Source organism: Rhodopseudomonas sp. AAP120 (genome assembly GCF_001295845.1).
Classification (GTDB): Bacteria; Pseudomonadota; Alphaproteobacteria; order Rhizobiales; family Xanthobacteraceae; genus Rhodopseudomonas.
In genome coordinates this window covers 22,740-28,876 of the sequence record NZ_LJIC01000019.1, presented here as the reverse complement: position 1 = coordinate 28,876, position 6,137 = coordinate 22,740, and the positions used below count along the sequence as shown (strand labels likewise).

Annotated in this window: 5 protein-coding genes; all 5 read right to left on the bottom strand. The window is 65.5% G+C overall.

Going from position 1 to position 6,137, the window contains the following annotated elements; translation table 11 throughout:
• Positions 1-283: 283 nt before the first annotated feature.
• The 5 genes from IP86_RS04495 to IP86_RS04475 all read right to left on the bottom strand — a co-directional run bounded on the left by IP86_RS04495 (position 284) and on the right by IP86_RS04475 (position 6,063).
• Positions 284-1,591, bottom strand: coding sequence for a TadE/TadG family type IV pilus assembly protein (locus IP86_RS04495; protein WP_054161321.1), 1,308 nt, complete (start codon positions 1,589-1,591; stop codon positions 284-286).
• A gap of 159 nt (positions 1,592-1,750) precedes the next feature.
• Positions 1,751-3,442, bottom strand: a complete 1,692-nt coding sequence (locus tag IP86_RS04490; RefSeq protein ID WP_054161320.1) for an alpha-amylase family protein — start codon at positions 3,440-3,442, stop codon at positions 1,751-1,753.
• Positions 3,443-3,561: 119 nt separating this feature from the next.
• Entirely contained in the window at positions 3,562-3,915 is a 354-nt protein-coding gene (locus IP86_RS04485; RefSeq protein WP_054161319.1) for a PRC-barrel domain-containing protein, read from the bottom strand.
• 318 nt (positions 3,916-4,233) lie between these two features.
• Positions 4,234-5,319: a DUF2855 family protein gene (locus IP86_RS04480; RefSeq protein WP_054161318.1), complete on the bottom strand. Its 1,086-nt coding sequence runs from the start codon at positions 5,317-5,319 to the stop codon at positions 4,234-4,236.
• Positions 5,320-5,394: 75 nt separating this feature from the next.
• The gene (locus tag IP86_RS04475) at positions 5,395-6,063 is read right to left on the bottom strand and encodes a DNA-3-methyladenine glycosylase family protein (RefSeq protein ID WP_054161326.1); all 669 of its coding nucleotides are present in this window, start codon (positions 6,061-6,063) and stop codon (positions 5,395-5,397) included.
• Between the last annotated feature and the right edge of the window lie 74 nt (positions 6,064-6,137).

Below are 6,137 nucleotides of genomic sequence, written 5' to 3'. Positions count from 1 at the left end.
GGATCACCCTCCCCTGGAGGGGGAGGGTCGCTCGCGCAGCGAGCGGGGTGGGGTGGTGAAGAGTTCATCCGCCGTGCCCGCGGCTCACCCCACCCCCTCACGCATCCCGCTGCGCGGGCTACGTGCCGACCCTCCCCCTCAAGGGGAGGGTCGAGTCATAAGCCGATGGTGAGGGCGCGCGCGCCGTCTGGAATCCTGCGCTGCCGGCGATGCGCCTCCCCATCCTTTGAGATATTCGGCGTTGCCGGGCCCTCAGGGTGAGGCGCCAGGGCTGTGGCGCCCGTCAGCTGCTCAGCCGCGCCTTGGCCACCGCCTTCTTGAACAGCGCGTCCATGGCCTGCGAGATGCCCTGGGTCGGGCTTACCTCGAAATAGAACCCCGGCGACGCGCAGTTCTGCATGTTGGCGGCGATCTGGCTGTTGGTCGAGGGGCCGTAGGGGCCGGGATTGAACGGCGCGATGTAATTGTTGTACCAGTCGTTGGTCGGCAGCGCCAAATAGGTGGTGTACAGCACCGCGATCTGCACGCCGCGGTTCTTCATCGCGGTGCATTGCGCCACCGTCAGCGGCTCCTGGCAGCGGCCGTTGCCGAGCGGCGTCCGGCTGCAGGTCGACGGATAGTTGGCGTCGGCGACGCCGTCCGACACGAAGAACAGCCATTTCTGCGGATTGTCGGCGGTGCCCGAGCCCGGCGTCGGGATCGTGCTGTTCATCGCCGTCAGCGTGTTGTCGAAGTCGGTGCACTGATCGTTGTTGTAGTTCTGCTTCGGGATCGTCATCAGGTCGATGGCGTCGGCGGACGACTGCACGCTCGACATGCTCGAGGTCAGGCTGGAAATCGTCGTCAGCCCCAGCGACGAGCAGGAGCTGCCGAACGTGTACACCGCCATGCGGAACTGGTTGCTCACCGCGGAGATCGCGGTCGCCGTGGTGGTGAGCTGCTGCACGGCCTGGCGGACGACGTCGATCCGCATCGTCACGCCGAGCTTCTTGGCCAGGTTGTAGTAATTGTTCGAGTTCGACAAATCGTGACAGGCGAAGGCGCACTTGTCCGAGGTGTTGGCCACCATGGTGGAGATGTCGGTGGTGGTGGCGGCGACGCCCATCGACGGCGAGTTGTCGAGCAGCAGGTAGAAGTCCTGGTACACCGGCATCGATACCGTGGAGGTCGATTTGTCGCCGACCGTCAGGGTCGGGTACCCGACCAAATTGAGGAAGCTGGTGGTGACGGTGGTGGAGAAGTTCGAGCTGGCGCTGCGCTTGCCGTTGCTGTCGGTGACGCTGAGATTGATGCTCGCGCTCAGCCCGTAGGCGCCGACGGTGGCATTGAAGAATTTGACGGCGTCGGCCTGGGCGTCCGCGGCCGTTTTGTTGATCTCGGCATTGCTGACCGCCAGCAGCACCGCGGCGTCCTGGGCGGATTCCAGCTTGGTCCGGACCCGGTTGGCGGTCGAATAGTCGATGGCGGCGCCGACGAACCCGAGCAGAGGCAGCAGGGAGATCGCGAAGATCACCGCGACGTTGCCGGAGCCATCGCTCACAAAGCGACGAAACAAATTAGTTGCGCGACACTTTTCGAACAACCCCTGCATGTGCGGCCTCGATCCCGCGCCCCGCGCGCGTCGAAACCCAGTCTTGGCAGGATGGAACTAAAGCACCGTAAAGGCGGGTGAAGAAACTACCGGGCAATTAGCAACGCGGTGAATGAAAGCCCCGCCGAAGGCGGTTCGCCGTCCGGCCCGCCCGGCCGCTCAGCTCGGATGGCCGTCCTGGGCATGGTCGATGTCGCTGCGCTTCAGCAAGTAATCCAGGCCGCCGGCGCGGTACCAGCGATAGCCGTAGGCGTCGAGCATCACGGTGTGGCGGCCGCGCTCGTCGGCCCGGCTGTGATCGTCGCCGAGCAGATCGATCAGCCGTGCGCCGGCTTCGCCCGGCAGGCCGGTGGCGAACGAGATTTCGTGCGGCTTCTCGTCGAGATTGTGCAGGATCACCACCGAATTGCCGCGCCAGTCGTAGCGGACGATCAGAACGGCCGGATTGCGGCTCGGTATCACCCTGAAGTCGCCCCAGCCGATCTCGGGGACTTCCTTGCGCATCCGGATGATGCGCTCGGTCCAGTTCAGCATCGATTCCGGATCGCGGCGCTGCTGCGCGACGTTGACGTGTTGATAACCATAGGGGCCCTGGTCGATCACCGGCACGTCCGGCCGGTCGCTTTTGGTGAAGCCGCCGTGCGGCTCGGTCGACCATTGCATCGGGGTGCGGGCGCAGCCGCGTTCCGGCAGCGCCAGATCGTCGCCCATCGCGATTTCGTCGCCGTAGCGCAGCACGGGCGTGCCCGGCAGCGTGAACATCAGGCTGTAGGCGAGCCGCAGCCGCCTGGCATCACCGCCGAGCATCGGCGCCAGCCGTCGGCGAATGCCGCGGTCGTAGAGCTGCATCGATTTGTCCGGGCCGAACTTGTCGAACACTGTCTTGCGCTGCGCCTTGGTGAGACGGCCGAGATCGAGCTCGTCGTGGTTGCGCAGGAACAGGCCCCATTGCGCGGTCGCGGGCCGCGGCTTGGTCTCGGCCATCGCCTTGGCGAGCGGCCGGGTGTCGGCCGAGGCCAGCGCGTAGAACAGATGCTGATTGACGTGGAAGTTGAACATCATCTGCATGCGGTCGCCGTCGTCGCCGAAATATTCGAAATCGTCCTCGGGCAGCACGTTGGCTTCGGCCAGGATGATCGAGTCGCCCTTGCGCCATTGCAGAAATTCCCGAAACGTCCGCAGCATGTCGAACTGCTCGACCGGCTTGCGCACCTTCGGTCCCTTAGTGGCGATGACGAACGGCACCGCGTCCATCCGGAAGCCGGAGACGCCGAGCTGGATCCAGAACCCCATGATCTTAAGGATCTCCGCCTGCACATGCGGATTGGCGGTGTTGAGGTCGGGCTGGAAGTCGTAGAAGCGATGGAAGTACCAGGCCTTGGCCTGCTTGTCGTGCGTCCAGGTGGTCTTTTGCACGCCGGGAAACACCATGCCTTGATCGGCGTGCGGCGGCTTCTTGTCGGACCACACGTACCAGTCGCGATACGGCGAGGTCTTGTTCGCGCGCGCCGCCTTGAACCACGGGTGCTGATCGGAGGTGTGATTGACCACGAGGTCGATGATCACCCTTATGCCGCGCTGCTTGCAGCCATGGGTGAATTCGACGAAGTCGCCGAGCGTGCCGTAGCGCGGATCGACGCTGTAATAATCGGAAATGTCGTAGCCGTCGTCGCGGCCGGGCGAGGGCTGGAACGGCATCAGCCAGATCGCGGTGACGCCGAGGCCCGACAGATAATCCAGCCGCCGCAACAGCCCGCGGAAGTCGCCGACCCCGTCGCCATCGGCGTCCATATAGGTCGCGACCGACAGGCAGTAGATCACACCGTTCTTGTACCAGAGATCGTCGATCATCGGAGTGCACGGGGTGAAGGGAAACGGAAGGTGGGCGCGGCGCAACGTGCCCATGCGACACAGCCGGGTCCGGCAGGGTGGGCGCGGCGCTTTCGCGCCTGTGCCCACACCTGCGAAGCTTACGTCAGCGCAACGCCGTAATAATCGTCGACCTTGCGGGCGCCCTTCCAGTCGTATTCGTCGTCGCGGGCATAGTGTGGCGCGTTCTGCAGCTGATCGTTGGTGATCATGGTCTGGTAGCCGCCGAGCTCGACATTGTACTTCAGCGACGGCCAGGGCAGCGGGTAGTGGTCGTCGCCGATGCCGAGGAAGCCGCCGAAGCTGAGCACCGCATACGACACCTTGCCGCTCACCTTCTCGATCATCACCCGTTCGATGCTGCCGATCTTCTCGCCGTCGGGGCCGTACACCACGGTGCCCTGAACCTTGTCGCTGCCGATCAGGCTGACGGTTTCGTCTGCTTCCGCTGTCATCTGGCTTCTCCCTGTGAGCAGGAACAACCACGAGACGGGACGCCCGTTCCGCGCCGCGCGCGATCGGTCGCGGCGGGGCTTTGCAAACCGAAGAATCATTCCTATCTTGAGGCTTCCTGAAACAACGAAAGGAGGTGATCCAGTGTCTCACTCGAAACGCTGTCACCTCGCTGGGGACGCCCGCTGAGGTAGGCTCCTGATTGAGCCGCTTCGGCCTGGGCGCCCCGGCGCCTGGGAACCAGCGAGTAACGAGGGGCGCACCGGCGGACACCGTCGGTGCGCCTTGTCGTTTGTGGGCTGCCCCCAGTCAGTTGCGCCTCAGCGCAGCGCCAGCATCAGGCCCTGATCGGGCGGCACTGTGCCGGCGAGCGTCTCACGATAGGCCTGTTTGACGGCTTCCGGGCCGGACCGCGTGGTGATGGTCAGGCTGCGGTCGAGCAGGGGCACCAGGCCGGTCCACGCCGTCGCCAGTCGCTGTTCGACTCCGCCCGGTCCCCATTCCCTGGCGCGCTTGCGAATTTGATCGGGCGCGAAGAACCAGGATGGTGCCGCGCCCGGCAGTTCCGGATCGTGTTCACCGCTGTCCTGATGGGTGAGGCCGACCCGGCCGCTGTAGCGTAGCGCCGCGCCGAAGTGCGCATGCAGCCGCTGCCGCAGGGCGGCGCTTCCGGCCATGTCGACATACAGCACGGGCTCGCCGGCTGGCAGCGACTTCAATTGGTCGTAGCCGATCGTTCGGGTGTAGCAGCCGAGCCGCTCAACGAACGCTGTGTTGGCCTCCGAGGTCAGGCCGATCACCTCGAGATCACCCCGCGCGTGCAGCAGATGCGCCAGCCCGAATGCGGTCTTGCTCGACGCGCTCGACAGGATCACCCGCCGCGCGCCGAAGAAGTTCTGTTCGGCGAGAAAATCGTCGACCAGGAACGACAGCATGAACAGCGGCCGCAACAGCGCCTGATAGTCGCCTTGCTGCCCAGTGAAGGCCGGATCGTCGCCGACCCTGGTGTAGGCGTTGTACACCGGCGCGACGCCTTGGCGATGGGCCGCGCCGTCGCGCAGCCCACGGTCGCCGACATGGCTCGGTTCGATCACGAGGTGCGTGGCCATCGGGAAGTAACCGAACAGCCGCTCGCCGATCGCGACCTGCGGATGGTTGGAGGCGATGACGTTGCCGAAGCCCCAGACCGGAATGATGCCGAAGCCCTCGGGCGCCGGGAACAGCTGCCAATAGCCGAGTTGATCGCCGAGCATCGCGTAAGTGATGTTGTTGGCCGTGAAGGCGAAGCGATCGACGGCGAGCAGTACGGCGCCGTCGTCGAGCGTGCCGGCGTCGGGCAGGTCGCGCTCGATCAGCGCGGTACGGGCAAGATCGTCACGGGCAACGGTGAAGCTGGAACCTTTCATGCGGGCGCGTCCTCATTGTCATCACGGCTGCCACTCTGCCCCGGTGCCGATGTCGACTTTGCGACGCGCGTTGTTTTAAACTTTGTTAGTCTCGGGCTTCCCCGCGATCACGCCCTCGCGCTTCTTCACCGCGTGATAATAGGCCCACCACAGATGCGCGGCGGCGCCGCGCAGCGGGCGCCAGGGTTCGGCGAGCGGCGCCATTTGCTTGACGGTCGGCCGTGCCGCCAGCCCGAGCCCGATCCGCATCGCCTCCTGCACCGCGAGATCGCCGGCCGGCCAGGCGTCGCCGTGGCCGAGGCAGAACAGCAGATAGATGTCGGCGGTCCACGGTCCGATGCCGTGCAGCGCGGTCAGCGTGGTGTGGGCGACGTCGGCATCCTCGTTGGCGAGGACGTCGAGGTTGAGGCGTTCGTGGTGCAGTTCCTGGGCGAGTGCCTTCAGCGTCTTGATCTTGGCGGCGGACAGGCCGAGTCGTCCGAGCCGGTCGGTGCGGGCGCGCTTGATCGCCGCGTGATCGAACGGATCATACGCCTCGCTCACGCGCGCCCAGATCGCCGCCGCGCTCGCCACCGACAATTGCTGGCCGCAGACGATCGCCGCCAGCCCCTTGAAGCCGGGGTCACGCCGCCGCAGCGGCGGCATGCCGGCGGTCTTCAGCACCGGCCGCAGCCGCGGATCCTGCTTCACCAGCGTGGTGATCGCGGCTTCGAGGTCGGCCTGGGTGTCGAGGTGGATGGTCATGGGGGCGGTTTCGTTTGCTCTGTCGTCATGCGCGGGCTTGACCCGCGCATCCATCCGCGATCGTAAGAGGGATC